Annotated in this window: 2 protein-coding genes; both read right to left on the bottom strand. The window is 52.9% G+C overall.

Annotated features, from left to right (window positions below):
* The coding region (locus WA429_RS21290; RefSeq protein WP_336107918.1) for a TraC family protein at positions 1-728 on the bottom strand (728 nt) is incomplete at its 3' end.
* An 11-nt stretch (positions 729-739) separates the two neighbouring features.
* Positions 740-958: hypothetical protein (locus tag WA429_RS21285; protein ID WP_336107917.1), on the bottom strand; the 219-nt coding region annotated here is incomplete at its 5' end.

Here is a 958-nt window from a genome sequence, read left to right as displayed (position 1 = left end):
AAAGGAGCCGATTTTACCGCAAATCTCGCTGATGGCTTCATATTCGGCAATCGCACCTGCCAGTTCGTCGCCCGACACGGGCAGACCACTTCATTGTGATCCAACACCTGGTGGCGCAATTCTTTGCTGTCGTCATAGTCGACAACCAGATTACGCCAGCTCGCGTCCGCCCCATGATTAAGGAGCGAAGACAGAACGCGCTTGAGCCGCTTTTTGTCCATGACGCGCGGCGCCATGTTCGCACTTTCAAACGCAGACCGGACCTTGGCCAGGATGCGAAGAAGTTCTTTCTCTTCGTTGTCATTTGGTGTGACGTCGGTGATCGGAACCTTCACTGTCACATAGACTTTATGGACACGGATCATTGTTCCGGTTGCGTCAATCGGATCATGAACACCATTGCGCAGAAACGATGCACGTCCCTCGCACAAAGACTTCAGAAGCTTGTTCGACTGCCCGCGACGTTCTTCTTCGAAACGATAGACATCGGCTGCGACGTCGTCCGAGGCATGACTGATGATTTGCATGTAAGCGCCATCGGGCAGGCTCATGCATGATGTGATTTTTTCAATCGCCTCTTGGTTTACGTATGGCAGTGGAACGCATTCGAGCGCAAAGCCCAGCATCTTGTCCGAGCCTAAATGCAGATGTTCGTCAGAGGATGCTACGTGACAGAGGAGCGAGCCAAACTTTGGGGCCTTCGGCACGATCCGTTCAAGGTGTGACATTGTCGTTCTCCTCAATCTTCCAGACGGCTTGCGAGGTCATGGGGTTGCCCTTTGATTACTTGCCCGTCTTTGCGGATTACGACCGGTGCCTCGTTAAACCCTGCCATCTGCCAAACGACAAAGCGCTTGTTCAACCCGACCAGATCACACTTTTCAGCTTTGATAAGCTGAGTATCGTCCTGCAATCGGATCGCATCCCACGCATGCACAGGTAAGGCATCACACCCTGC

This window comes from Thalassospira sp. CH_XMU1420-2 (assembly GCF_037029325.1).
GTDB lineage: Bacteria > Pseudomonadota > Alphaproteobacteria > Rhodospirillales > Thalassospiraceae > Thalassospira > Thalassospira povalilytica.
Note: the sequence above shows the minus strand (reverse complement) of the source record. Positions and strands in the feature narration are given on the sequence as shown.